Source organism: Pseudomonas fluvialis (assembly GCF_002835605.1).
Classification (GTDB): Bacteria; Pseudomonadota; Gammaproteobacteria; order Pseudomonadales; family Pseudomonadaceae; genus Aquipseudomonas; species Aquipseudomonas fluvialis.
Map to the genome: position 1 here is coordinate 171,136 of NZ_PIYS01000027.1, position 24,805 is coordinate 195,940.

General features: G+C 66.0%; 19 protein-coding genes. 7 read left to right on the forward strand and 12 right to left on the reverse strand.

Going from position 1 to position 24,805, the window contains the following annotated elements; translation table 11 throughout:
- Positions 1-102: 102 nt before the first annotated feature.
- The 7 genes from CW360_RS13690 (at position 103) to CW360_RS13720 (ending at position 13,467) form a co-directional block, all read left to right on the forward strand.
- Positions 103-1,167 carry a DUF2333 family protein gene (locus CW360_RS13690; protein WP_101194076.1) on the forward strand — a complete coding sequence of 355 codons (1,065 nt, stop codon included), beginning with the start codon at positions 103-105 and terminating at the stop codon, positions 1,165-1,167.
- The gene (locus CW360_RS13695; RefSeq protein WP_101194077.1) at positions 1,167-1,700 is read left to right on the forward strand and encodes an NUDIX hydrolase; all 534 of its coding nucleotides are present in this window, start codon (positions 1,167-1,169) and stop codon (positions 1,698-1,700) included. The genes CW360_RS13690 and CW360_RS13695 overlap by 1 nt, the downstream gene beginning before the upstream one ends.
- Positions 1,701-1,925: 225 nt before the next feature.
- The gene (locus CW360_RS13700; protein WP_093984372.1) at positions 1,926-2,297 is read left to right on the forward strand and encodes a translation initiation factor Sui1; all 372 of its coding nucleotides are present in this window, start codon (positions 1,926-1,928) and stop codon (positions 2,295-2,297) included.
- Between the two features lie 96 nt (positions 2,298-2,393).
- Positions 2,394-4,307 (forward strand): arginine decarboxylase, encoded by a 1,914-nt coding sequence (gene speA / locus CW360_RS13705; protein WP_101194078.1) that lies wholly within the window; start codon positions 2,394-2,396, stop codon positions 4,305-4,307.
- A 201-nt stretch (positions 4,308-4,508) separates the two neighbouring features.
- Entirely contained in the window at positions 4,509-9,413 is a 4,905-nt protein-coding gene (locus CW360_RS13710) for an alpha-2-macroglobulin family protein (protein WP_101194079.1), read from the forward strand.
- A gap of 49 nt (positions 9,414-9,462) precedes the next feature.
- Positions 9,463-11,781, forward strand: coding sequence for a peptidoglycan glycosyltransferase PbpC (pbpC, locus tag CW360_RS13715; protein WP_101194080.1), 2,319 nt, complete (start codon positions 9,463-9,465; stop codon positions 11,779-11,781).
- A 354-nt stretch (positions 11,782-12,135) separates the two neighbouring features.
- On the forward strand, positions 12,136-13,467 hold the full coding sequence (locus CW360_RS13720) for a hemolysin family protein (RefSeq protein WP_212633302.1): 1,332 nt from the start codon (positions 12,136-12,138) through the stop codon (positions 13,465-13,467).
- A 9-nt stretch (positions 13,468-13,476) separates the two neighbouring features.
- Here the strand turns inward: CW360_RS13720 and CW360_RS13725 are convergent, their stop codons facing one another.
- The 12 genes from CW360_RS13725 to CW360_RS13780 form a co-directional block, all read right to left on the reverse strand.
- Positions 13,477-14,598: a GGDEF domain-containing protein gene (locus tag CW360_RS13725; protein WP_101194082.1), complete on the reverse strand. Its 1,122-nt coding sequence runs from the start codon at positions 14,596-14,598 to the stop codon at positions 13,477-13,479.
- 87 nt (positions 14,599-14,685) lie between these two features.
- Positions 14,686-15,537, reverse strand: coding sequence for a universal stress protein (locus CW360_RS13730; protein WP_101194083.1), 852 nt, complete (start codon positions 15,535-15,537; stop codon positions 14,686-14,688).
- A gap of 15 nt (positions 15,538-15,552) precedes the next feature.
- Positions 15,553-17,040 carry a SulP family inorganic anion transporter gene (locus CW360_RS13735; protein WP_101194084.1) on the reverse strand — a complete coding sequence of 496 codons (1,488 nt, stop codon included), beginning with the start codon at positions 17,038-17,040 and terminating at the stop codon, positions 15,553-15,555.
- 159 nt (positions 17,041-17,199) lie between these two features.
- Positions 17,200-17,649 carry a DMT family transporter gene (locus CW360_RS13740; RefSeq protein WP_093984364.1) on the reverse strand — a complete coding sequence of 150 codons (450 nt, stop codon included), beginning with the start codon at positions 17,647-17,649 and terminating at the stop codon, positions 17,200-17,202.
- 53 nt (positions 17,650-17,702) lie between these two features.
- Positions 17,703-18,191 carry a GNAT family N-acetyltransferase gene (locus CW360_RS13745; RefSeq protein WP_093984363.1) on the reverse strand — a complete coding sequence of 163 codons (489 nt, stop codon included), beginning with the start codon at positions 18,189-18,191 and terminating at the stop codon, positions 17,703-17,705.
- 8 nt (positions 18,192-18,199) lie between these two features.
- Positions 18,200-18,742 carry a DUF4136 domain-containing protein gene (locus CW360_RS13750; RefSeq protein WP_093984362.1) on the reverse strand — a complete coding sequence of 181 codons (543 nt, stop codon included), beginning with the start codon at positions 18,740-18,742 and terminating at the stop codon, positions 18,200-18,202.
- A 20-nt stretch (positions 18,743-18,762) separates the two neighbouring features.
- Positions 18,763-19,350, reverse strand: a complete 588-nt coding sequence (locus CW360_RS13755) for a DUF4136 domain-containing protein (protein WP_157825305.1) — start codon at positions 19,348-19,350, stop codon at positions 18,763-18,765.
- Positions 19,351-19,427: 77 nt separating this feature from the next.
- Positions 19,428-20,177: a methyltransferase gene (locus CW360_RS13760; RefSeq protein ID WP_093984360.1), complete on the reverse strand. Its 750-nt coding sequence runs from the start codon at positions 20,175-20,177 to the stop codon at positions 19,428-19,430.
- A complete protein-coding gene (locus CW360_RS13765) occupies positions 20,170-20,490 on the reverse strand; it encodes a MazG-like family protein (RefSeq protein ID WP_101194087.1) in 321 nt (106 codons plus the stop codon). The genes CW360_RS13760 and CW360_RS13765 overlap by 8 nt, the downstream gene beginning before the upstream one ends.
- A 44-nt stretch (positions 20,491-20,534) precedes the next feature.
- A complete protein-coding gene (locus tag CW360_RS13770; RefSeq protein WP_101194088.1) occupies positions 20,535-21,401 on the reverse strand; it encodes an MBL fold metallo-hydrolase in 867 nt (288 codons plus the stop codon).
- Between the two features lie 173 nt (positions 21,402-21,574).
- The gene (locus CW360_RS13775) at positions 21,575-22,948 is read right to left on the reverse strand and encodes a solute carrier family 23 protein (protein ID WP_093984357.1); all 1,374 of its coding nucleotides are present in this window, start codon (positions 22,946-22,948) and stop codon (positions 21,575-21,577) included.
- 99 nt (positions 22,949-23,047) lie between these two features.
- A complete protein-coding gene (locus tag CW360_RS13780; RefSeq protein ID WP_101194089.1) occupies positions 23,048-24,670 on the reverse strand; it encodes an acyl-CoA synthetase in 1,623 nt (540 codons plus the stop codon).
- Positions 24,671-24,805: the final 135 nt, after the last annotated feature.

Genomic DNA, 24,805 nt, shown 5'->3' on the forward strand with positions numbered 1-24,805 from the left:
AGGCGCTGCCTGGCAGCGTGCCTTGGCTTATAGTGCGTCAACTGCCCGGTGTCTGTCCGCGACCGGGTCGATGCTCTGCTCACCGAACCTGAAGGAATTGCCATGTTTGACTGGATGAAGCGCTCCACCGCGGCGCGCGACCGGGTCGAGGACTCGCTGGATGATGTGCGCAGCTATCTGGGCGGCGCCTGGCTCAGTCGCGCGCTGGGCCTGACGCTGGGCCTGTACCTGCTGACGGCCTTGCTGGTGGGTTGGTACTGGAGCCAGGAGCCGGCTGCCTTCCCGGTGCAGCAGCAGGCGCAAGCCGCGGCGGAACAGGCGCAGCGTCGTCTGGTCAATGGCTACACCACGGTGGAAACCCTCAAGCAGGTGGCCAATACCTTGCTCGACAAGCCGGGTGGCTACCTGAGCAACGACCTGGCGCCGCCCGGCCTGTGGCTGGACAACATGCCCAACTGGGAATACGGCGTGCTGATACAGGTGCGTGACCTGTCGCGAGCCCTGCGCAAGGACTTCGCCCGTTCGCAAACCCAGTCCACCGAGGACCCGGACCTGGCCAAGGCCGAGCCGCGCTTCAATTTCGACAACAAGAGCTGGGCGCTGCCGGCCTCGGAGGCTGAGTATGCCGAAGGCATCCAGGCGCTGGAGCGCTTCCAGGCGCGCCTGGCCGATCCCAGCGAGGCCAATGCGCGCTTCTATAGCCGTGCCGACAACCTCAATAACTGGCTGGGCGATGTCGCCACGCGCCTGGGCTCGCTGTCGCAGCGCCTGTCGGCCAGCGTTGGCCGCGTGCGCCTGAACACCGATGCGGTGGAGAGCGCTTCGGCGCAGGCCGAACAGATGGCTGCCGAGCAGCGGGTCAAGACGCCCTGGCTGCAGATCGACAATGTGTTCTACGAGGCGCGTGGTCAGGCCTGGGCGCTGGCGCACTTCCTGCGCGCCATCGAGGTGGACTTTGCCGACGTGCTGGCCAAGAAAAATGCCACGGTCAGCCTGCGGCAGATCATTCGTGAGCTGGAGGCTGCCCAGGAGCCGTTGTGGAGCCCCATGGTGCTCAATGGCAGTGGCTACGGCGTGCTGGCCAACCACTCGCTGGTGATGGCCAACTACATCTCCCGCGCCAACGCCGCGATCATCGAACTGCGCACCTTGCTGAGCCAGGGCTGATGGTCATCAGCGCCCGTGAGGCGGCGCATCGCGCTGCCTCGGATGCCGAGCTGATCGCCTGGGTCGACGAGCAGGATCGCTTGCTTGGCAGCCTGCCGCGTGCCGAGTTGCGTGAACGTGGGTTAATCGGCCGCGGTACCTTCATCCTGCTGTTCAACAGTGCCGGACACCTCTGCGTGCACCGGCGCAGCCTGAGCAAAGCCGTGTATCCCGGCTATTGGGATGCGGCCGCCGGCGGCATGGTGGGTGCTGCGGAGAGCTATGCCGAGTCGGCTGCCCGTGAGTTGGCCGAGGAGCTGGGCATTCGTGACGTGGCGCTGGCCGAGCATGGGCGCTTTTTCTTCGATCAGCCAGGCAACCGGCTGTGGTGCGCCGTGTATTCCTGCGTTTCCGATGCGCCGCTCAGCCTGCAGCCGGAAGAGGTGCTGGAAGCCTGCTTCCTGGCAACCGAGCAGGTCCTGCAGGACGCCCGCCAGCGCCCCTATTGCCCGGATTCGCTGCAGGCCTTGCAGCGTTACCTGGCACATGCTTAAGGCGCATCGCGCGGGGCTTGTGCAGTATTTGCGGTGAGCCTGTGGGCTATGCTGCACAAGGTCGCCAATCCGTCGCTGGATGGCGCAATTTGCCTCTTAGCAGGGTATGGCTTTGCCCTTACACTGCGCGGCCTTCACGGTCTGGCCTGATGCGCCACGGCCTTCGTGGCGTTGCCCCTGGCCGAGCGGGGCCTGCCTGTCCTGACCCCTACTGAGGAAAAGCCGGTGGTCAAGAAAGCTTCGTCATTGTCAGCCCTGGGTGGGCTGGTTTACTCCACGGACGCGGGGCGGCATTGTCCGGCGTGCAGTCAGCCGCAGGACGCCTGTCGCTGCGCCGAGGTGCAGCGTCCGGTTGGTGATGGCATCGTCCGGGTGCGCCGGGAAACCAAGGGGCGTGGTGGCAAGACGGTTACCACCATCAGCGGTGTGCCGCTGGCCGATAGCGAACTCAAGGCCCTGGCCAGTGCGCTCAAACAGCGTTGCGGCTGTGGTGGCGGGCTCAAGGACGGGGTCATCGAGATCCAGGGTGACAAGGTCGAGCTGTTGCTCGAAGAGTTGGCCAGGCGCGGCTTCAAGGCCCGCAAATCCGGCGGCTGATCGGCCGCATACGGCCGTGTCACACGGCTGTTCATCTATCCGTTTCATCATGCTGCCCACCGGGCCGGCACCTTGCCTCATTGACAGGAGATTGCGATGGCCGCACGACGTACCCGTAAAGACGATGGCAGCCAGTGGACTGCTGCCGACAGCCGCAGCGTGTATGGCATTCGCCACTGGGGCGCCGGTTATTTCGCCATCAGCGACGACGGCCGTGTGCAGGTGCGCCCGAAGGGGCCGGACAGTGCGCCGATCGATCTCTACGAGCAGGTTGAACAGTTGCGCGAGAGTGGCCTGTCGCTGCCGCTGCTGGTGCGTTTTCCGGACATCCTGCAAGACCGTGTGCGTCGCCTGACCGGCGCTTTCGACGCGAGCATTGCCCGCCTCGACTACCAGAATCGCTACACCGCGCTGTACCCGATCAAGGTCAACCAGCAGGAGGCGGTGGTGGAAAACATCATTGCCACCGCCAATGTATCGATTGGCCTGGAGGCCGGTTCCAAGCCGGAGCTGCTGGCCGTGCTGGCGCTGGCGCCGAAAGGCGGCACCATCGTCTGCAATGGCTACAAGGACCGCGAGTTCATCCGCCTGGCGCTGATGGGGCAAAAGCTCGGCCATAACGTGTTCATCGTCATCGAGAAGGAGTCGGAGGTCCCGCTGCTGATCGAGGAGGCCGCCGAGTTGCAGGTGCTGCCGCAGATCGGTCTGCGGGTGCGGCTGTCCTCGCTGGCGTCGAGCAAGTGGGCCGATACCGGCGGCGAGAAATCCAAGTTCGGCCTGTCCGCGGCACAGATCCTCAAGGTCGTGGCGCGCCTGCAACAGGCCGGACTGGAGCAGGGAGTGCGCCTGCTGCACTTTCACATGGGTTCGCAGATCGCCAACATTGCCGATTACCGCAAGGGCTTTCGCGAGGCCATCCGCTACTACGGCGAACTGCGCGCACTCGGCCTGCCGGTCGATCACATCGATGTCGGTGGTGGACTGGGTGTCGATTACGACGGCACGCACTCGCGCAATGCCAGTTCGATCAACTACGACATGGACGACTACGCGGCCACGGTGGTCGACATGCTCAAGGAGTTCTGCGACCGCCAGGATATCCCGCATCCGCATATCTTCTCGGAAAGCGGCCGGGCGATGACCGCGCACCATGCCCTGCTGGTGGTGCAGGTCACCGATGTGGAGCGCCATAACGATGCCGTGCCGCAGATCGACCCGGCGCAGGAACTGCCCGAAGTGCTGGCCAACCTGGTCGAGCTGCTCGGCGATAGTGACCCGGAGATGGTCGCGGAAAGCTACTGGCGGGCGACGCACTACATCGAGGAAGTCGCCGCGCAATATTCTTCCGGCAAGCTCAGTCTGACCGACAAGGCCTTGGCCGAGCAGTGCTATTTCGCCATCTGCCGGCGCCTGCACAATCAGCTCAAGGCACGCCAGCGTTCCCATCGCGCGGTACTCGACGAACTCAACGACAAGCTGGCCGACAAGTACATCTGCAATTTCTCGGTGTTCCAGAGCCTGCCGGATACCTGGGCGATCGGCCAGATCCTGCCCATCCTGCCGTTGTCGCGGCTGTGCGAGGAGCCGCTGCGCCGCGCCGTGCTGCAGGATCTGACCTGCGACTCCGACGGCAAGATCCGCCAGTACGTCGACGAGCAAAGCATCGAAACCAGCCTGCCGGTGCATGAGTTGCGCGAGGGTGAGGACTACCTGTTGGGGATCTTCCTGGTAGGTGCCTACCAGGAGATCCTGGGCGACATGCACAACCTGTTCGGCGATACCGACTCGGTGAACATCTACCAGCGTGAGGATGGCAGCGTGTACCACGCCGGCATCGAAACCCACGACACCATCGAGGACATGCTGCGCTATGTGCATCTGTCGCCCGAAGAGCTGATGACGCTGTATCGCGACAAGGTGGCCGGTGCGCGACTCACGGCTCGCGAGCGTACCCAGTACCTGGATGCCCTGCGCCTGGGCCTGACCCGCTCCTCCTACCTGGCGCCCTGAGCCCCGCCCCGAGCCGGTGACTGTGCTGTCTGGCAGGGCAGGGCGTCGCGGATTTTGCTGGGCGTGCCACGTTGCCCCAACGTGGCCTGGGCTATAGTGCCGGGGTTTTTTCTGTCTGCCCGGCCAGTGCGGGAATCATTTCCCGCGGCGCCGGTCTCAGGCGGCTGTTGTCCTTCCTAATCCGCGCCTGCTGGAGCCCCCATGCCGAACAAGGGATTGCTTTTGGCCTTGCTGCTGAGCCTGCTCAGCGGCTGTGATTCTTCTACCTCGGAAAAAGCCAGTGTCAGTGCCGTGGCCCCGGTGGCGTCCAGTGCACCCAGTGCGCGCCAGGCAAACCGTGACCTGCCGGCGCTGGCCGAGCGCTATGCCGGCCAGGCACTGCGTCTGGCGGATGTCGCGGAAGTGCAGCGCGATGGCGCCAGCACGCTGAACCTGACCTTCAATATTCCCCTCGACCCCGAGCAGCCCTTTGCCGAGCGGCTGCACCTGGTCGACAGCGTGGCCGGCAAGGTCGATGGCGCCTGGGAGCTGAGCGACAACCTGATGGAGTTGCGTCTGCGTCCGCTGGAGCCCAAGCGCAAGCTGGTGCTTACCGTGGATGGCGGGCTGCGCGGAGTGAACGGCCAGCGCCTGGGCAAGGAGCAGGAGCATCGCCTGGAAACCCGCGACCTGCAGCCCAGCGTGGGCTTTGCCAGCCGTGGCTCGTTGCTGCCGACGCGGCTTGGCGAGGGCTTGCCGGTGATTGCGCTGAATGTGCCGCGCATCGACGTGGAGTTCTTTCGGGTGCGCCAGGAACAGCTTTCGCGCTTTGTCAGTCGCTGGGGACGCAGCAGCAGCCTCGACCTCTGGGAGTCGCGTGAACTGCTGAAGATGGCCGAGCTGGTGTATGCCGGGCGCTTCGACCTGCAGCCGGCACGCAATACCCGGGAAACGCTCTGGCTGCCGATGGCCGGTATTGAGCCGCTGCAGGAGCCGGGGGTGTACCTGGCGGTGATGCGCCGCTCCGGACAGTACGACTACAGCATGCCGGCGACCCTGTTCACCCTGAGTGACATTGGCCTGTCGGTGCATCGCAGCCGCAAGGCGCTGGATGTGTTTGCCCAGGCGCTGCAGGGCGGCAAGCCGCTGGGCAAGGTGCATCTGCAACTGCTCGACGAACAGGGCAACCAACTGGCCGAGGCCGTCAGTGATAGCCAGGGGCATGCCCAGTTGCCGCTGAGCAAGCCGGCGCGCCTGTTGCTGGCGACCCAGGATGGCCAGACCAGCCTGCTCAACCTGCAGGGCGCGGCGCTCGATCTCGCCGAGTTCGCTATCGGCGGGGCGCCGGCACTACCGCGCCAGTTCTTCGTGTTCGGTCCGCGCGATCTCTATCGTCCCGGGGAAACCGTGCTGCTCAACGGCCTGCTGCGTGATCGCGATGGTCGCGCCGGCGAGGCCTCGCCGATTGCCGTGGAGCTGTGGCGTCCCGACCAGCAACTGAGCCGCAGCTTTGTCTGGCAGGCCGATGACAGTGGCCTCTATCAGTACCGTCTGCCGCTCGCCGAAGAGGCACCAACCGGCCGCTGGCAGCTGCGTTTCGATCTCGGTGATGGCCAGCAGCAACGCTATGAATTCCTGGTCGAAGACTTCCTGCCCGAGCGCCTGGCCCTGGATATCCGTGGCAGCGAGCAACCCCTGAGCCCTCAGCAGAACGCCGAGTTCCAGCTCAGCGGACGTTACCTGTACGGTGCGCCGGCTAGCGGTAACCGTGTTTCCGGGCAGCTCTTCGTGCGTCCGCTGCGCGAGGCGGTAGCCAGCCTGCCGGGTTTCCAGTTCGGTTCGCTGACCGAAAGTGAGCTGAGCCAGGACCTGGAGCTGGAAGAAACCAGCCTGGATAGCCAGGGGGAAGCACGGCTGAGTATCGATAGCCAGTGGCAGGAGGTGCGCTCGCCTGTCCAGCTGATCCTCCAGGCCAGTCTGCAGGAGTCCGGCGGCCGTCCGTTGACCCGTCGTCTGCTGCAGCCGGTCTGGCCGGCCGAGCGCCTGCCGGGGCTGCGTGCACTGTTCGATGGCGAAGAGGTGGATGCCGACAGTCAGGCTGAGTTCGAGGTGCTGCTGGCCGATGTCGCCGGCAACAAGCTGGCCAGTGACCAGTTGCGTGTGCGGCTGATTCGTGAGCAGCGCGATTACTACTGGAATCATTCCGACAGCGATGGCTGGACCCAGCGCTACAACGAGCGCTTCATCACCCTCAGCGAAGACAGCCTGAGCGTGCCCGCCGGAGGCACGGCGAAAGTCAGCGTGCCGGTGGAGTGGGGGCCCTACCGCCTGGAAGTGCAGGACATGCACAGCGGCCTGGTCAGCAGCCTGCGTTTCTGGGCGGGTTACCGCTGGCAGGACAACGCCGAGGGCGGCGCGGTGCGTCCCGACCAGGTCAAGCTGGCGCTGGACAAGCCGGCCTATGCCGGTGGCGACGAGGCCCGGGTCACCCTCACCCCGCCGAGTGCCGGCAAGGGCTACCTGCTGGTCGAGTCGGCGGATGGCCCGCTGTGGTGGCAGAGCATCGAGGTGCCGGCCGAAGGCAAAACCTTCACGGTGCCGATCAGTGCCGACTGGGCACGCCATGACCTGTACCTGAGTGCGCTGGTGGTGCGTCCCGGCGAGCGCAAGGCGCAGGTCACGCCCAAGCGTGCGGTTGGCCTGCTGCACCTGCCGCTGGCCCGTGAGCAGCGCAAGCTGGCGCTCAGCGTGCAGGCGCCCGAGCGCATGCGTCCGCTGCAGCCGCTCAAGGTGCGCATCAAGGCGCAGCGTGCCGATGGCTCGCTGCCCAGTGAGGTGCGCGTGCTGCTGGCGGCGGTGGATGTAGGCATCCTCAACATCACCCAATACGCCACGCCCGATCCCTTCCAGGCCTTCTTCGGGCGCAAGGCCTACGGCCTCGACCAGCTGGACGTCTACGACCAGTTGATCGAAGTCGGTCAGGGACGTGCCGCCAGCCTGGCCTTTGGCGGTGACGCCGCGCTGGCCGGTGGCGGCAAGCGCCCGCCCACCAGCGTGACCATCGTCGCCGAGCAGAGCCAGGCGGTGCGCCTGGATGCCCAGGGCGAAGCGGAACTGAGCCTGGACATTGCCGATTTCAATGGCGAGCTGCGCCTGATGGTGCAGGCCTGGAACGACGAGGAGTACGGCATGGCTGAAGGCAAGACGCTGGTCGCCGCGCCGCTGGTTGCCGAGCTGTCGATGCCGCGCTTCCTCGCCGGTGGTGACCGCAGCGAGCTGGCCCTGGATCTCAGTAACCTCAGCGGGCAGGCGCAGCAGCTGGAGGTCGAGCTGTCAGCCGATGGCCTGCTGCAACTGCTTGGCAACACGCGTCAGCGTGTCGAGCTGGCGGCCGGCCAGCGCCTGACCCTGCCGCTGCAGGTGCAGGCGGGCGGTGGCTTCGGTAGTGGCACGCTGGCGGTGCGTATCGATAACCTGCAGCTGCCCGGAGAGCCCGCCGCGCCGTTCAGCCGGCAGTGGACGCTGGGCGTGCGCCCGGCCTATGCGGCCGTGACCCGCCAGCACCTCGCGGTACTCAAGGCCGAGCAGCCCTTCGAACTCAGCCCGGCGCAGCTGGAGGCTTTCGAGCCTGCCGGCCTGCAGGCCGTGCTGCAGTTGTCGAGCCGTCCGCCGCTCAACCTGGGCGAGCAGATTCGCGCCCTGCAAGCCTATCCCTACGGCTGCCTCGAACAGACCACCAGCGGTTTGTATCCCTCGTTGTATGCCGATGCCAAGGCCATGGCCCGCCTGGGTATCAGCGTGGAAGCGGAGTCTGAGCGGCAGCGCAAGATCGAGCTGGGTATCGAACGCCTGCTCGGCATGCAGCGCCACAACGGCAGCTTTGCCCTGTGGAGCAGCGATGGCGAGGAAGAGTACTGGCTGACCGCCTATGTCACCGACTTCCTCCTGCGCGCCCGCGAGCAGGGCTTTGCCGTGCCGGCCGAGGCCCTGCAGCGCGCCAATGCGCGCCTGCTGCGCTACCTGCAGGAGCGCCAACTGATCGATCCGCACTATAGCGACAGCCTGGAACATAGCCGCTTTGCCGTGCAGGCCTATGCCGGCTATGTCCTGTCGCGCAGCCAGCAGGCACCGCTGGGCGCGCTGCGTTCGCTGTTCGAGCGGCGCAGCGATGCACGTTCCGGACTGCCGCTGGTACACCTTGCCGCAGCGCTCAAGGCGATGGGCGACGCGCCACGTGCCGAGCAGGCGCTGCTCGCCAGCCAGGCGATTCGCCGACCGGCGCGTGACTGGCTGGGGGACTACGGCAGCGAACTGCGCGACGAAGCGCTGAGCCTGGCGCTGCGTGAGGAACATGGCCTGGGCGACGACCTGGAGCAGCGGCTGCTGCAGCTGTCGCAGCGCGCGGTACGCAGCGAGTATTGGTCGACCCAGGAGCGCAATGCGCTGTTCCTGGCCGGGCGGCGTCTGCTGGATCGTCCTGAAGGCAGCTGGCAGGTCAGCCTGCAGGCCGGCGAACGGCAGCGCCAGTTCAGCCCTGCCGAAGCCGGCGTGACCTTGCAGGGCGACTGGCTGCAAGCGCCGTGGCGCCTTAGCCAGGCGGGCGAACAGGCGGTTTACCAGCAGCTCAGCCTGTCCGGTTATCCGCGTCAGGCGCCGGCGGCCGGTGGCGATACGCTGAGCATCGAACGCGAGTACTACGGCCTGGATGGCCAGCCGCTGCAGCTGGAGCAGCTGCGCAGTGGTGACCTGGTGCTGGTGCATCTGGCGGTACGCGCCGAGCAGCGTGTCCCCGATGCGCTGGTGGTCGACCTGCTGCCGGCAGGCCTGGAACTGGAGAACCAGAATCTGGCCGGCAGCTCGGCGTCCCTGGAGGATGCCGCGAGCAACCTGCGTGACTGGCAGGAGAAGATGCAGAACGCGCGCATTCGCCACCAGGAATACCGTGCTGATCGCTACGTCGCCGCGGTGGATGTCGACAGCTACGACACCACCCACCTGCTGTACCTGGCGCGGGCGGTGACGCCGGGGCGTTACCGGGTGCCGCCGCCGCAGGTCGAATCGATGTATCGCCCGCAATGGCAGGCCGTCGGCAAGACAGCGGACTGGCTGGTGGTGAAGGGGCGCTGAGCATGGCCGGGCTCCGGTGCCGCCGGTTGCGCGCCAGCGGAGCGCCGGCATGTTGTGGCTGAAGCGCCGGCCCTGGCTGCTGGCGCCGCTCGGCCTGCTGGCCCTGCTCTGGCTGGCCGACCGGCTGTGGCCCTTGCCGCTGCCAGGCGATGACCTGGCGCGGGTGGTGCTGGCGGAGGATGGCACGCCGCTGTGGCGCTTTGCCGATCAGGACGGGGTGTGGCGCTACCCGGTGACCGCGCAAGAGGTTTCGCCCTATTACCTGGAAGCGCTACTCGGCTACGAGGATCGTTGGTTTTACCAGCATCCCGGGGTCAATCCGCTGGCCCTGGCGCGCGCCGCCTGGCAGAACGCGCGGGCCGGGCGCGTGCTGTCCGGCGGCAGCACCCTGTCGATGCAGGTGGCACGCCTGCTCGATCCGCATGCGCGCAGCTATGCCGGCAAGCTGCAGCAACTGTGGCGCACCCTGCAGCTGGAGTGGCACCTGTCCAAGGAAGAAATTCTCACCCTGTACCTCAACCGGGCGCCGTTCGGTGGCACCCTGCAGGGCGTGGCGGCGGCTAGCTGGGCCTACCTCGGCAAGCCGCCCAGTCAGCTGACCCGTGCCGAGGCGGCCTTGCTTGCCGTGCTGCCACAGGCGCCCAGCCGACTGCGTCCGGATCGTCATGCGGCGCGTGCCCAGGCGGCGCGCGACAAGGTCTTGCGCCGCCTGCTGGCCAGCGGCCAGTGGCCGGCCGAGGCGGTGCGTGATGCCTTGCAGGAGCAGCTGTTTCTTGCCCCGCGCCGCGAACCGCAGCTGGCGCCGTTGCTGGCGCGCCGGCTGAATCGCGGCGATACCCCCGCGCACCTGCGCACCACCCTCGATGCAGCTCTGCAGCAGCGCCTGGAGGATCTCCTGCTGGGCTGGCGCGGTCGCCTGCCGGCGCGTACCTCGGCGGCTCTGCTGGTGGTTGAGCACGACAGCATGGCGGTGCGCGCCTACCTCGGTTCGCTGGATTTCAGCGATGACCAGCGCTTCGGTCATGTCGACATGGTGCGTGCCCTGCGCTCGCCCGGCTCGACGCTCAAGCCGTTTCTCTATGGCCTGGCGCTGGACGCCGGGCTGATCCATTCCGAATCGTTGCTGCAGGATGTGCCGCGACGTTATGGCGACTACCGGCCGGGTAACTTCGCCGCCGGTTTCAGCGGCCCGGTGGCTGCCAGCACGGCGCTGTCCACCTCGCTCAACCTGCCGGCGGTGCAACTGCTGGAGGCCTATGGCGCGAAGCGCTTTGCCGGCGAGCTGCGTGCGGCCGGTCTGCCGTTGTACCTGCCGGCGGGCGCCGAACCGAACCTGGCGCTGATCCTCGGCGGTGCCGGCGCGCGCCTGGAACAGTTGGTGGGCGCCTACAGTGCCCTGGCGCGAGACGGCATGGCCGCAGAGGTGCGCCTGCAGCCGCAACAGGCGTTGCGTGAGCGGCGCCTGCTCTCGCCAGGCAGTGCATGGATCGTACGGCGCATTCTCTCCGGCCAGGCACGCCCTGACCGTGATCCACGCGCGGCGCTCAGTCAGCGTGCCCCGCTGGCCTGGAAAACCGGCACCAGCTACGGCTTTCGTGACGCCTGGGCGATTGGCGTGGGGCCGCGCTACAGCATCGGTGTGTGGATCGGTCGCCCGGATGGCACGCCGGTGCAGGGGCAGTTTGGCCTGGCTTCCGCCGCGCCCTTGCTGTTGCAGGTACATGACTTGCTGGAAAACCGCGAACGCCAGCGTGGCCGAGTGGCGCCGGCCGACCCGCAGCCGGACAGCGTCGGTGTGGCGGCAATCTGCTGGCCGCTGGGCCAGGTGTTGCCGCGCCAGCATGCCGACTGTCGCCGCCAGCGCTTTGCCTGGACGCTCAACGGCACCGTGCCGCCGACCCTGCTGGCGGCTGACCAGCCGTTGGGGTTGGGCTTGCGCGAACACTTCTGGGTAGACGAGCAAGGCCGGCGGGTAGCGCGCCACTGTGCTCGGGCGCAGCCGGCTGAACGGTTGCTCTGGCCCGCGCCACTGGAGCCCTGGCTGCCGCGCCGCGAACGGCGTAGCGCGCGCCTGCCGGCGCCCAGCGCGGACTGTCCGCCCAGCGCCCAGGCGCAGGCCCCCCTGAGTATCGTCGGGGTGCGCCAGGGCGATCGCCTGCGGCGCCTGCAGGCTGGCGCGCTGAATCTGCAGGTCAGTGCACTGGGGGGGAGCGGGCGTTATTGGTGGTTCCTCGATGGCCAGCCGCTCGCCGTGCTCGGTGATGGCCGCGAGCAGGCGCTTAGCCTGCCGCGCCTGGGGGGTTACCAATTGAGCCTGCTTGACGACAGTGGTCAGGTCGCGTTGCTGGACTTCGAGTTACGTGACTGAACCGGGCAGGTAAAACACTTTGTAAAACCTTCCTCATGGCCGTCATGCATGGCCTGGCTATGATGGCGCATCTTTGGCCATTCGCTGACCGGTATGAACACCCCTGCGGAACCTCCCTGTCGTTGCTTTTTCCCTTCTCTGGCAGCGCCGTTGCGCTGTATCTTCCTTGCGCCTGCTTTCCCAACGCCTGCTCTCGTGCAGAGCCTGCCCAGGCCTGTCAGGCGGCAGGTGTGCCAGCGTCGTGACTGATTGAACCTGGCCCGCCGGCCGGCGGTGGGCATGGGATGGCGGGCGTTGCCCGCGCTTGATGTTGTGCAGTGGCCGTGGCGCATATGTGGCGGCAGGAGAATCGCAGTGGAATTTTTTGCTCTGGGCGTGCTCATCGTCCTCAATGGTTTGTTTGCCATGTCGGAGATTGCCTTGGTGGCGGCCCGCAAGGCACGTCTGATGAAGTTGGCGGCCGAGGGTGACTCGGCCGCCGGGGTGGCGCTGAAACTGGCAGAGGACCCCACCCAGTTTCTCTCGACCGTCCAGATTGGCATCACCTCCATCGGTATCCTCAATGGCATCGTCGGCGAGGCGGTGCTGGCCGAACCCCTGGCCGCCTGGCTGCAGGGCCTGGGTATGCCGGCCAGCAGTGCCGGTATCGCGGCCACCGCGGGCGTAGTACTGGTGATCACCTATGTGTCGATCGTCATCGGCGAGCTGGTGCCCAAGCGTATCGGCCAGCTCAGTCCGGAGAGCATTGCCCGCCTGGTGGCCCGGCCGATGGTTACCCTGGCGTTCCTCACCCGGCCCTTCGTGCTGCTGCTGTCCTGGTCGACCCACACCCTGCTGCGGGTGCTCGGTGTACGTCAGAGCAATACCAGCGGGGTTACCGAGGAAGAGATTCACGCCATGCTCGAAGAAGGTTCGGAGGCGGGGATCATCGAGCAACACCAGCACGAGATGGTGCGCAACGTTTTCCGGCTGGATGACCGCCAGCTAGGCTCGCTGATGATCCCGCGCTCCGACCTGGTGTATGTCGACCTGCGTCAGCCGGTCGAGCAGAACATCCAGGCGATGATCGACTCCGAACACTCGCGCTTTCCGGTCTGCGATGGCGGTCTGGACAACCTGCTCGGCGTCCTGCATGCCAAACAGGCTTTTGCCAGCCTGGCCCGTGGCGAGAAGCCGGATTTCAGCCAGCAGCTGCATCCCTGCGTGTTTGTACCGGAAACCCTGACCGGCATGGAACTGCTCGAACAGTTCCGTGCCAGCGGCATGCAGATGGCCTTCGTGATCGATGAGTACGGTGAACTGGAAGGTATCGTTACCCTGCAGGATGTGCTGGAAGCGGTCACCGGCGAGTTCACGCCGAACAACGCCGAGGATGCCTGGGCGGTGCAGCGGCACGATGGCAGCTGGCTGCTGGACGGGGCTATTCCCATCCCGGAAATGAAGGATCGCCTGTTGCTCAAGCAGGTGCCGGAGGAGGACAAGGGGCGTTACCACACGGTATCCGGCATGTTCATGCTGCTCTTGGGGCGTGTGCCGCAGACCGGTGACCGGGTGGAGTGGCAGGGCTGGATGTTCGAAGTCGTCGATATGGACGGCAAACGCATCGACAAGGTGCTGGCTACGCCTGTCGAACTGCCAGGTGACGCGCCGGTCGAGTCGCCTGACGAGACGCTGCAAGCGCGCTGAGCAGACCGTTCAGGCCCTTGCCAGGCAGTTGCGGCCGTTGTGCTTGGCGGCGTACAGCGCCTGGTCGACGCGGCGGAAGAAGGCCTCGGCATCGTCATCCTGCTGCGGGTCGTAGCCACCCACGCCGATGCTGGTGGTCAGTGCCAGCGGCTGGCCATGTACCTGCAGGCCCTCGCTGGACAGGTACTGGCGCAACTGCTCGGCCTGGCTGACCGCCTGCTCCTGCGGCGTGTCGGGGAGCAGCACGGCGAATTCCTCGCCGCCCAGACGCAGCAGCAGGTCGTTGTCGCGGCGAAAATGCCGGCGCAGGCAGTCGGCGAAGCATTGCAGGCAGGCATCGCCGGTCAGGTGGCCGTGGCGGTCGTTGACCTGTTTGAAGAAGTCCAGATCAAGCAGCACCAGGCTAAGAGGGCGCTGGTGGCTGCGTGCCTGTTCGAGCAACTGGGGAAAGCGGTTGTTGAACAGATGGCGGTTACCCAGTTGGGTGAGGCTGTCGCTATGGCTGAGCTGCTGCAGGCGTGCCTGCTGCTCGAGCAGTTGCAGCTCCAGGTCAAGGGTCGTGTGGTACTCGCGGTGGCTACGGCTGAGGGCCAGCAAGAGGTAGCCGAGGTAGCAGGCCAGCGTGACCAGGCTGGCCAGTTGTTCTGCGCGGTTCAGCCAGAGGACCAGCAGGCCCGGCAGGTAGAGCAGGGTCATGGCGATGATGGCGCGGCGCTTGCGCATGGCGAAGTTGAAGGCCATGGCGGTACTGAAAGCCACCGTGCTCAGCGTAGCGATCAGGCGTGAATCGGCGAATACCGCCAGTTGCAGTGCCGCCGCGTGGGTCAGTCCCCAGGCCAGGGCGGTAGCGAAGATCAGCCGCCAGTGGCTGTCCAGCCAGTGACGCAGGCTGGCCTGGTCATGGGCGTCGGGCAGGCGGTGCAGCAGGCGCAGCAGCCACAGGCCGGCAAACAGCAGGCTCAGCAGAATGCCCGCCAGCAACAACTGGCCGGGTGCGCCGGCAAAACCCCACAGCAGCAGCCAGGCCAGCAGGTAGAACACGCCACCCAGGCGGGTGCGTACCTGGGTGTCCTGGGCTTCACGCCACAGGCGAAAAGCCTCGGGCTGGCTGGGGTGTGCTGACGGCTGCATGAGGGCTCGCGGACAACGGCTATGCGCGCATGGTGCGTCAGCGGTAAGGCTGGTGGCAAGTGGCCTGCAGAGTGCCTGCTGGTTGTGTCAGCGCAGGATCAGCAAGGGGCTTTGGCTGCTGGCCAGCAACGCGCTGGTGGTGCTGCCGAGCAAGAACTGGCGCAGCCGTGAGTGGCCGTAGGCACCCATCACCAGCAGGTCGAGCTGTTGCTCGGCCTGATAGGCAGGCAGTGCCTGTTCGACGTCGCCCTGGCGGATCGCCCAACTGACCTGGCTGGCACTGCCGGCCAGCTGGGCAGCGGCGTCCTCCAGCAGGGCGCGCTGGGTGTCGCTGGCGTTACCGACCAGCAACAGGTGGCAGGGCAGCCCTTGCAGCAGTGGGCTGGCGGCTATCCGTTGCAGGCTGTGCTGTGCGGTGGGGCTGCCGTCGTAGGCCAGCAGGTAGCTTTGTGGGGCCTTGAACTCGCCGCAGCTGACCAGGATGGGGCGCTGTACGGCACGAATTACGCTTTCCAGATGACTGCCGAGCTGCTGCAGGTGCGCGCTGCTGCGTGCGCCCTGGCGACCGATAACCAGCAGGCGCGTGTCGTCCTGCAATTCCAGCAGGTTGTCCAGCAGGTCGCCATGGCGCTGGCGCAGCTGCACCTGGGCAACGCCGTCGGTATGCACGCGGTCGCGGGCGGCTTCCAGCATCAGGCGGCCCTGCTCCATGGCCAGTCGGTGGCGCTGCTGGTCGAGCAGGGCCAGTTCATCCAGCAGATGCTCGCGACTGCCCAGGCCGATGCTTCCGCTAAAGTCGCGCTGCTGCGGGTAGCGCTGCGGATCCAGTACGTGCAACAGGGTCAGTGCCGCGTCGAGGCGCCGGCTGGCCCAGGCTGCGTAGTCGCAGACCGCCTGGGTGGCGGGGGAACCATCAATGCAGGCCAGTACGTCGCTCATCGGGAAGCTCCTTGCTCAGTGGCCGGGCAGCAGGTCGCTGGGGTTGTCTTTGTCATGTACAGCAAAGCGATCGACGATGGTCGCGCTGGCAGTATTGAGGCCGATGACCTCGACTTCGGTGCCCTCGCGGCGCAGCTTGATCACCACCTTGTCCAGCGCTGCCACAGCGGTGATGTCCCAGAAGTGTGCGCGAGACAGATCGATGGTCACCTTGTCGATGGCTTCCTTGAAGTCAAAGGCGGCGATGAACTTATCCGCGGAGGCGAAGAACACCTGGCCGATCACCTGGTAGGTGCGCTGGCGATCTTCGCCATCGGTTTGCGACTGGATATATAGGAAGTGGCCGATCTTGTTGGCGAAGAACAGGGCGGCCAGCAGCACGCCGACAAACACGCCATAGGCCAGGTTATGGGTGTAGACGGTCACTGCCACGGTGGCCAGCATGACGATATTGGTCGACAGCGGGAACTGCTTGAGGTTGCGGATCGAGTCCCAGCTGAAGGTACCGATCGACACCATGATCATCACCGCCACCAGGGCCGCCATGGGGATCTGGCTGACCCATTCGCTGAGGAAGACCACCATCAGCAGCAGCACCACGCCGGCGACCAGGCACGACAGACGGCCGCGGCCGCCGGATTTCACGTTGATCACCGACTGGCCAATCATGGCGCAGCCGGCCATGCCACCCATCAGCCCGGAGGCGATATTGGCCATGCCCTGGCCCTTGCACTCGCGGTTCTTGTCGCTTTCGGTGTCGGTCAGGTCATCGACAATGGTGGCGGTCATCATGGATTCCAGCAGGCCGACCACCGCCAGGGCTGCCGAGTAGGGGAAGATGATCGCCAGGGTTTCGAAGGTCAGCGGTACATCCGGCCAGAGGAAGATCGGCAGGGTGTCCGGCAGCTCGCCCATATCGCCCACGGTGCGGATATCCAGGCCGAAGTACATGGCCACGGCGGTCATCGACAGGATGCACAGCAGCGGCGAGGGGATGACCCTGCCCACCTTGGGCATATAGGGGAACAGGTAGATGATGGCCAGGCCTGCCGCGCACATGGCGTAGACCTGCCAGGTGACATTGGTCAGCTCCGGCAACTGAGCCATGAAGATCAGGATGGCCAGGGCGTTGACGAAGCCGGTGACCACTGAACGCGAAACGAAGCGCATCAGGCTGCCCAGGCGGAGGTAGCCCGCGCCAATCTGCAGTACCCCGGTGAGTAGCGTGGCGGCCAGCAGGTACTGCAGGCCGTGTTCCTTGACCAGGGTGACCATGACCAGTGCCATGGCGCCGGTCGCCGCGCTGATCATGCCGGGACGCCCGCCGACAAAGGCGATCACCACGGCGATGCAGAAGCTGGCATACAGGCCGACCTTGGGGTCGACCCCGGCGATGATGGAAAAGGCGATGGCCTCGGGGATCAGCGCCAGGGCGACCACCAGGCCGGCGAGCACGTCGCCGCGCGTATTAAAGAACCAGGTGTTTTTCAGGCTGTGCAGCATGGCGGCGCATTCCGGGTAACGGGCCCGTGGCAGGGCGGCATGAAGAGGAACGCGGAACCGCGGCGCGGAGCCTGGCGTGTCGTGAGCGCGCCCCTGGGTTGGCAAAGGGCGCGCACCTTAGCATGCCGGGTGCCAGGCGGCTAATACGCCGGCGGGCATTCAGCCGCGCTGGATCAGCACCACGCCGGCGATCACCAGGCCCAGGCCGGCGAGTTTGCCGAGGCTCAGTGGGGCCTCGCGAAAGCCAGCCCAGCCGAAATGATCAAGCAGCAGGGCGGCGCCGAGCTGGCCGGCGAGGATCATTGCGGTGAACAGCAGCGCGCCAATCTTCGGGCCGCTGAAGGCCGCCGTGGCGATGAAGAAGGCGCCCATCAGGCCACCCGTCCAGTGCCACCAGCTGAGCCCTTTGAACTGTCCCAGTGCGGGAAGATCACGTTGCAAGAGCACCACGGCAAGCAGGGCCAGGGTGCCGACCAGAAAGGACAGCAGGGCGGCGACCAGGCTGCTCGACAGATGGCTGGCCAGCTGGCCGTTGACGCCGGCCTGCAGGGGCATCAGGGCGCCGGCGAGCAGTGGCAGAAGCAGCAACCAGATACTCGGGGTAGACACAGGCATGCTCCGAACAATGGGGCGGTGGATTATCTCAGAAGCTGTCTTTTTCGTCAGGAAAGTGCCTTGCTGAACTGGATCAGCGCGACCCGTCGGCCCAGCCAGTCCTGGCGCTCTACCAGCGCATAGGGCTGATAGCCCAGGCGCGGGTAGAGCAGCAGGCCGGCACTGTTGCCGTTGAAGCAGGACACCCGCAACTCGCGCGCCTGGTGCTGCTCGCGGGCGCGCTGCTCCATGAGACCGACCAGATGGGCGGCGATGCCACGCTGGCGGGCCCAGGGGGCGACCATCAGGTTGCCGAGCGCGCAGTACTCGCCGGGCTGGCATTGGTAGAAGTTGGCGAACGCCGCCGGGCGCCGGTCGAGGAGGATCAGCGTGCTGTCCTGGCGCTCGGCCATGGCGCTGGCCAACTGACTGACATCCAGCGGCCAGCGGGCGCGCGGGAAGCAGTAGAAGAGCTCCTCGGCGCTTTGCGGAAACTGCACGATGGCCGGCAGGTCGGCGGCTTCGGCGGGGCGGTGCTGCAGGTCGCTGGCAGGCATGGGCGGCTTTACTGTGGCGGGTAGTGGCTGAGCAGGCGGGTCATGACCTGGCGGATTTCTGCTTCGCGTTGGCTGGGCGTGCTGCCGTCGCGCAGCGTTTTGCTCAGGCTGCCGCGCCAGACCAGCTTGCCGTCGCGGGCGTCGAACAGATCCAGTTGCAAGGTCGCCACCTGATAGTCGAGGGTGCGGGTTTCCACAGGCGCGCCCCAATAGCCCCAGGGATAGCCCCAGTAGCTGCTGGCATAGCCGCTGCTGATGTGCTGCTGGCGCTGCTCGACCACCAGGCTGGCCTGCACCTTGAGGTCGGCTGTAGGGCTTTCGCGCAGGCCGCGCTGCAGCAGTTGTTCGGCAGTGGCCTGGCGGATGCGCTGCGCGGTGAGATCGCTGCGCAGCAACGGGCTGTCCGGGCGGAACTGTACCGCTGGCTCGGCCCACTGCCAGCTCTGGTAGCGGCTGAAGTCGCGCTGAGTGTCGTAGTCCTGCTCGATCGGCAGGTTCTGGCAGCCGGCCAGCAGGAGCAGGCAGGACAGCCATAGCAGGGAGCGATGCATGGAAGTTCTCCGGGTCGGGATCAGTGCGGTGGAAACGGCTGCAGGGCTTGCTCGGCGGCCGGGTAGAGCAGTGTGCTGGCCGGGCCGGTCAGGCGCTGTTCGCTGCGGCCGCGCCAGATGACCTGGCCGTTGGCTGCGTCGAGCAGTTCGACCTGTAACAGCAGAAAGCGTTCCTCGACCTCGCGGGTCAGCGGCACCTGGCCATGCACGCCACGGTAATCGCCATAGGGACCGTGAGCGTAGTGGCCGCCCAGTTGCTCACGGTACGAGTAGTAGCGGCGTTGTTCGTCGAGCTGCGCGCGTACCAGCAGGTCGGCAGGCCGGTCTGGCTGCGCCGGGCGCAGGCCTCGCTGTTCCAGCGCGTTGGCCACGGCACTGGCCAGTTCGGCGTCCTCGGCCAGGGCCTGGCCGGCCGGCGCTTGCTGCCAGCGCCAGTGCTGGTAGCGTGCCCAGTCGCGCGGGGCGGCCGGATAGGCGCTGGCGTCGAAGCTGTTGGCGGCAGCGGCCGGTGCGGGGGGCAGTGGCAGGCTGCTGGCCTGGTAGGGGTTGTCGGACTGGCAGGCAGCCAGCAGGAGCAGCAGTGGCAGGAGTATCGCTAAGCGCGGCATGTGGAAGACTCCGCAGTGAGGATGAAGCATTGGAGCGCGAAACCGCGAAAAAGTCGCGCCCCTTTACGCGGCAGGTATCACAAGGGGCGGCACAGCCAGTGCAGGTAGCGGCCCAAACCGGCGAAGGTCGGGTGACGGCGGTAAGCCAGCTCCATTTCCAGCAGGTCGAGCAGCTCGGCACGTTGCTGGAACTCCACCGGCATGTAGTCGTGGAACACCCGTACACCGCTCTGGCTGTGGATATGCCAGTGGCCGTCGAGCAGGGCGGCCAGCTCCAGTGGGTCGAGCGGCTGCTGTGGCGTCAGGCTTTGCCCTTCGCCGGCATAGTGGGCTTTGCGCAGCTTGCGGAAATGCCCCTTGAGCAGGTTGCGGTAGACCAGCGCGTCCTTGTTGTAGAAGGCCAGCGACAACCAGCCATCGGCGCGGGTCAGCTGGTGCAGTACGGGCAGAATGGCCGCAGGTTCGGCCAGCCATTCCAGCACCGCATGGCAGAGCACCAGGTCGTAGGGCTGCTGCAGTTGGCCGGGCAAGTCCTGCCAGGGGGCCTGGATGAACTCGGCACGCTGCCCGGCGTCGGCAAAGCGCTGGCGCGCCCCGTCGAGCATCGGCGCGGAGGGTTCGGCGAGCGTCACCTGGTGGCCATGCTCGGCCAGCCACAGGCTCATGTGGCCGAGCCCGGCGCCGATGTCGAGGACCCGCAGCGGGCGTTGTGGCAGGACTTCCTTGAGATCGGCCTGCAGCACGGCGAGGCGGATGGCTCCCTTGGCGCCGCCATAGATCTTTTCTGCAAAGCGGCTGGCCAGCTGGTCGAAGTGGCGATCATGCATGGGCAGGCGCCCCGAGAAAGCGTCGCTCGTTGTCGGCCAGCTTATCCTGTAGCACCTGCGGCAGGTCCAGGCCGAGTTCGCTGCTGAGCAGCAGCAGGTAGAAGATCACGTCGGCCACCTCAGCGCCGGCCTGGCGGCGCTGGGTTTCATCCAGCTGGCGGGATTGCGCTTCGCTGAGCCACTGGAAGACTTCCAGCAGCTCGGCCATTTCCACGCTGGCGGCCATGGCCAGGTTCTTCGGGCTGTGCAGCGGCGCCCAGGCATTGTGGTCGCGGATCGCGTGCAGACGGGCAAGCAGGTCGGTGAAAGGCATGGCGGGCTCCCGGAATGGCCCGCCATTGTAGCGGTTGTGCGGGGTTACCGCGCCAGGCGCTGCAGGCTTGTCCAGCGTTGGCTCAGGCTGTAGCGCTGCTGTTCGTCTCGTTGTACCTGGCCGAGCGCACAGTGCGGGTCGTGGGTGAAGAACAGCCGCCCGCCGCAGGCCGCCAGGCTGTCGAGCAGGCGCTCCTTCTCTTCGATCAGGCCTTCCGGGAAACGGTCGTAGCCCATGGTGATCGGCAGGTGTACCCAGGGCGCGCCGGGCACCAGATCGCCGGCGAACACCACCGGGCCATCCGGCATGCTCACCTCGGGGAGCATCTGCCCGGGGGTATGCCCGTCGCTCCAGTGCATGCGCCAGCCCTGGCCCAGTACATGCTGTTCGTCACCGGGTTCGAGGAGTACCAGGCGCTCGCTTTGCTCAAGCAGTTGCAGCAGTTCGGGAATGAACGAGGCGCGGTCACGCGGGTGCGGATTGCCGGCGCGTAGCCAGTGGCGACGACTGGTGATGAAGCGTGCGCGCGGGAACAGCAGGCGCGCCGGCTGGCCTTCGGCCCAGGGGGCGAGCAGTCCGCCGGCATGGTCGAAATGCAGGTGGGTGAGGATCACCAGGTCGATGTCGGAATCGCTCAGGCCCAGCTCGGCCAGGCTGTCGAGCAGCACATGGCGGCTTTCCTGTACGCCATAGCGTTGCTTCATCTCCGGGCTGAAGAAGGCGCCGATACCGGTTTCGATGAGGATATTGCGCCCCGGCTCCTGGACCAGCAGGGCGCGACAGCCCAGGTCGATGCGGTTGTCCTCGTCGGCGGGCATCCAGCGTTGCCAGAGTGCCTTGGGGGCATTGCCGAACATGGCGCCGCCGTCGAGTTTCTGGCTGTTGCCGGTAAGGCTGGAGAGAGTACGCATGTCAGTATCCTGGCCGGCGTGGCCGTTGCAGCAGAGGGATAAAAAGGACGCAGCGGCCGCAACCGCCACGCCAACGCTCAAGCGTGTGGCAGGCGGCCATGGCCTCCTGCCGGAATAAAAAAAGCGGGGCGCCGTGGGCCGGACGCCCCCAAGGGTTGCAGCGGTCGAACGGGTTACTCGGCTTCCGCGCTCTTCTTCAGGCGGTCACCGGGCATGGTGAACTTCAGCAGGTGGGTGCGTTCGATCATGATGTACAGCGCAGCCCCGGCCGCCAGGCCCCAGCCAGCGCCATACACGGCGAGGACAACGCCCATGGTCCCGGCGATGCCGCGCTCGGTGTTGTCATTGAGTTGCTCGAAACCGACCATCAGGCAGATATAGCCGGTGAGGATCAGGGTCAGCGACAGGGCGATCGGCAGTACCGGCTGGAAGAAGCTGACCAGCGGCAGGAGGAACAGCGCGATGAAGCCGGTGATCCAGAAGGTGCCAGCGCCGCTGTAGATCGAGTCCATGGCCTTGCGCCCATACTTGTAACGCTCGGCCATGGTCGCGGCCACGGCAGTCCACAGCGGCCCGGCCAGGCCCGGGTAGGGGGCGAAGAAGGCGTGCAGGGCGTTGCGGATGGCGGTAACCAGGTGGATGCGGTCGACGTTGTTGTCGATTTTCTCGTCGGTGCGCAGCTCATCGGCACGCTGCATCAGCGACTGGCCGACGATGATGTCACCAAAGGCGATGACATAGGCGATGACCGCTGTGGGCACGGCCAGCAGGAAGATATCCAGGCTGGGGAAGCCGACGTTGAACGGCAGGTAGTTCCACATCTCGCCGAAGGCCGGCGCGGTGATCCCCCATTTGATGTCGGGCATCTTGTACTCGCCCACGCCGATGCCGATGAAGATGGCGATCAGCATGCCCGGCACCATGCCGTAGTTGACCACCTTGCGGGCCAGCGGCAGGCGTTCGGTCAGGCCTTTGAAGGACACCGAGAACATCAGGTAGAGGCAGATCAGGCTGCCGGCGACCAGCGAGATGGGCGTGTTGGCCAGGCGACCGCCGGCGTCGATCTCGCCGATCAGTGCGGCGATACCGGCACCGATGATGATGCCGCCCTTCATGGAGTTGGGGAACAGGCGCACCAGGGTGCTGCCCAGGCGGGTGATGCCGAGGAACAGGAAGATCACGAAGACCAGGAACTGCAGGGCGAACAACGCCTGGATGGCCTCCGGGCCGGGTTCGAACTTGCCGAGGAACAGCAGCACCACCGGGATGCCCGGGGTGATCCAGCCGGGTACCAGGGGTACACCGAGCAGGGCCGGCAGCATGAAGCCGACGCCGCAGACCACTACGTAAGCCAGCGCCACGTCATAGGGCAGGCCGAGGTATTTTTCCAAGAGAGGGATCATTGCCAGGCTGACCACGAACATGATCAGCGCCTGGAGCATTTCCGCGGTTTCCCAGCGGTAGTGCACGAACGGCAGGCGGACCTTGAACGGGCCGGCCTTCCAGAACGGCTGTTCGTCGCCGTCTTTACGGTGGATCAGTTGCATAGGGGTTCTCCGTTGGCCCGAGGGCCCTTCTTGTTGTTGTACAAACGGTGTCGCAGGCGGCCGGTTCGCCTGGGTGAACCGGCCGCGCCTGGTGAGTGGTCAGAGCGCCTTGGCCATGTCACGCAGCACGAACTTCTGGATCTTCCCGGTGCTGGTCTTGGGCAGTTGGGTGAAGACGATGGTCTTGGGCACCTTGAAGCCGGCCAGGTGCTCGCGGCAGAAGTGGATGATGTCGCTGTCGCGTACATCCTGACGGTCGGCCTTGAGGGTGATGAAGGCGCAGGGCGTCTCGCCCCATTTCTCGTCAGGGCGCGCTACCACGGCCGCTTCGAGTACCGCCGGGTGACGGTAGAGCACGCCTTCCAGCTCGATGGTGGAGATGTTCTCGCCACCGGAAATGATGATGTCCTTGAGGCGGTCGCGGATTTCCACGTAGCCGTCCGGGTGGCAGACGGCCAGGTCGCCGGTGTGGAACCAGCCGCCGGCGAAGGCTTCCTCGGTGGCACTGGGGTTCTTCAGGTAACCCTTCATCACGGTGTTGCCGCGCATGAAGATCTCGCCGATGGTCTGTCCGTCACGCGGCACCGGCTCCAGGGTCTTGGGATCGCCGACCATTACCCCTTCCAGGGTCGGGTAGCGCACGCCCTGACGGGCCTTGAGCACGGCGCGCTCATCCAGTGGCAGGGCGTCCCACTCGGCATGCCAGGCGCACAGGGTGACCGGGCCGTAGACTTCGGTGAGGCCATAGACATGGGTAACCTGGATGCCCATTTCCTCGACGGCACCGATGACCTTGGCGGGTGGCGCGGCGCCGGCGACCATGGCCTTGACCGGGTGGTCGATGGCTGCCTTGGCTTCCGGCGGCATGTTGACCAGCGCATTGAGCACGATGGGCGCGCCACACAGGTGGGTGACCTGCTCGTCGCGGATCAGGTTGAGTACCTTCTGCGGATCGACCCGGCGCAGGAATACATGCACACCGGCCAGCGCGGTGACCGTCCAGGGGTAGCACCAGCCGTTGCAGTGGAACATCGGCAGGGTCCACAGGTACACCGGATGGTTGCCCATCGCCCAGGTCATCTGGTTGCCCAGGGCATTCAGGTAGGCGCCACGATGGTGATAGACCACGCCCTTGGGGTTGCCGGTGGTGCCGGAGGTGTAGTTCAGGCTGATGGCGTCCCATTCGTTGTCCGGCCACTGCCAGGCAAACTGCGGATCGCCTTCGGCGAGGAAGGCTTCGTAATCCAGATCGCTGGCGGCCTGGCCTTCGCCGTATTCCGGATCATCGACATCGATCACCAGCGGCGGATGGTCGAGCATGCCGACGGCGGCGTGGATCACGTCAAAGAACTCTCGGTCGGTGATCAGCACCTTGGCTTCGCCATGCTGCAGCATGAAGGCGATGGCCTCGGCATCCAGGCGCACGTTGAGGGTGTTGAGTACCGCGCCGATCATCGGCACGCCGAAGTGCGCTTCAAGCATGGCCGGGATATTCGGCAGCATTACCGCCACGGTGTCGCCCTTGCCGATGCCGCGTCCGGCCAGGGCCGAGGCCAGGCGCCGGCAGCGCGCGTAGGTTTCTGCCCAGGTGCGGCGGATCGAGCCGTGCACCACCGCGGGGTAGTCGGGGTACACCGCTGCGGTGCGTTCGATGAAGCTCAGCGGGCTGAGGGCGATGTGGTTGACGGGCGCGCGTTCAAGGCCCTGTTCATAGATCGACATGCGGCTGACACCTTTGGCGAATTGTTAGCTCTGGTTATTCCGGTAGTCTCTAGCGGATACCGGGAGATCACGGGTTTGCTTTATAGAATTTGCCCGGTAAATATGGAATCTATACCAAGGTTGTATAGGTGAATT